Source organism: Bacillus sp. CH140a_4T (genome assembly GCF_008923725.1).
Taxonomy (GTDB): domain Bacteria; phylum Bacillota; class Bacilli; order Bacillales; family Bacillaceae_G; genus Bacillus_A.
Window position 1 is genome coordinate 1 of record NZ_WBPF01000023.1, and the last position, 1,974, is coordinate 1,974.

A 1,974-nucleotide genomic window follows, 5' to 3' on the forward strand; every position below is an offset into this window, starting at 1 on the left:
GGTGAGCCGTTACCTCACCAACTAGCTAATGCGACGCGGGTCCATCCATAAGTGACAGCCGAAGCCGCCTTTCAATTTCGAACCATGCAGTTCAAAATGTTATCCGGTATTAGCCCCGGTTTCCCGGAGTTATCCCAGTCTTATGGGTAGGTTACCCACGTGTTACTCACCCGTCCGCCGCTAACTTCTTGAGAGCAAGCTCTCAATCCATTCGCTCGACTTGCATGTATTAGGCACGCCGCCAGCGTTCATCCTGAGCCAGGATCAAACTCTCCAATAAAGTTAGTTTGTCTAGCATCTAAAAATAAAAATTGACGTTTCACGTTGTTTGTTTCGTTCAGTTTTCAAAGAACTACTTGGTCGCTCATTTGCGACTTCCTTATGTTAACATCTTCGTTAGTTAATGTCAACTAAGTTTTTTATTTCGTTTGCCGCGTTCTGCGTTATTGCATCGGCGACTTGTTTTATATTACACCCCTATAGTCTAATCGTCAACACCTTTTATTCAATTAATAATAAAAAAATTCCAAAGGTATTTTCTATATGAGTTTCAGTTATTTAATTCCTCTCATTCAATGAAAATAATGAAAAGGACATCCTATTATATACAAAGCGTCCTTTCCATTAAACATTATATACATACTCTTATAAACTTTAACATTCTTTATTCTCTTTAACATTTCGATCACCTGAGATAAATAAATCAATTAATTTACGTTTATCCGCCCATATCACCCCAAATAAAACTAAGCTACCACCTATTACTACTCTCCAGGTTAAAGATTCATTTAATAGAACAATTGAAGCAGCAATACTTACTAACGGTAACGCATTTAAATATAATCCACTTACTGATGCCGAGACTGTCTCTAATGCTCTATTCCAAAACCAATACGCTAAAATTGTTGCCCCAATAACAAGATATATTACACTAAACCCAGTCTTCCATGTTTCAACTTTCGGGAAACCATAGTAAAAAGTTTCTGCCATTGCAAATGGTAATAGAATAACAGCTCCAATAATTAAAGTTAATGTTGTAAAAACCTTGTTTGATAGATACTGTTCTTGTTCTGGTCGTTTCAGCAATACTGTATAGAAAGCAAATAAGAAAGTGCTTAATAAAATAAGAATATCTCCTATTAAAGATACTTCTTGATCGACGTTACTAGATGGAATTGTAATAAGAAGTACTCCGATAGCCCCCAATACAATACCGATCCAATAATTAAGTTGAATTCTTTCTTTCAAAAAGAACGCTGAAAAAAGAATTGTAACTAAAGGTAAAGCAGCATCAATAATACTAACATGCAATCCACTTGTTAAAGAAATACCGTAGGATGTGAACATAAAGTACCCAGCTACACCAGTAAAAGATAGGAAACTCATTCTTTTCCACGGGACTTGTTTATGTACAACTGATCTTTTTAATTGTTTAAATGAGAATAGTAAACAGATTCCACCAGCTAAGAAAAGGCGAATAAATAACAAAGTAAACGGCTGAATAGATTCTAATGCCCACTTTGTTGGCGCAATGGCTGTCCCCCATAAAATAACAGCCACTAATAACATACATATTTCTTTCATAATCCCCCACACCCATCAAAAAATATATGTTAACTTTCTTAATTATAGTTTTTTTCTTATGTGAAGTCCTTTAAAAATGAAAAAACGTTATGTGAAAAACAGCTGAATAGCTATTTTTCACATAACGCTTTCATATATAGAGTAAATTTTTTTAGTCATTCTACAACTTAGTTAACATAAAAAGGTAATTCTTACCTTGCACTAACATTTAAACGTATTACTTTTATTATCTTTTACGACATTATCGCTCAAATTTCAATTTAGACAGTCCCTATTTCATCTTTAAGATTACTAAATTTATGGATTATGACAGTTGGTAAATAAAAATAAACACAAAAAAACCTAAGTCGAATCGACTTAGGTTTTTGCTTGGCGACGTCCTACTCTCAC

The 1,974-nt window shown here is 34.3% G+C and carries 1 protein-coding gene and 1 rRNA gene; both read right to left on the minus strand.

What is annotated here, in order from left to right:
• A 16S ribosomal RNA gene (locus F8162_RS27890) occupies positions 1-280 on the minus strand; the annotation flags it as partial.
• A 374-nt stretch (positions 281-654) separates the two neighbouring features.
• The gene (locus F8162_RS27895) at positions 655-1,584 is read right to left on the minus strand and encodes a DMT family transporter (protein WP_151633997.1); all 930 of its coding nucleotides are present in this window, start codon (positions 1,582-1,584) and stop codon (positions 655-657) included.
• Positions 1,585-1,974: the final 390 nt, after the last annotated feature.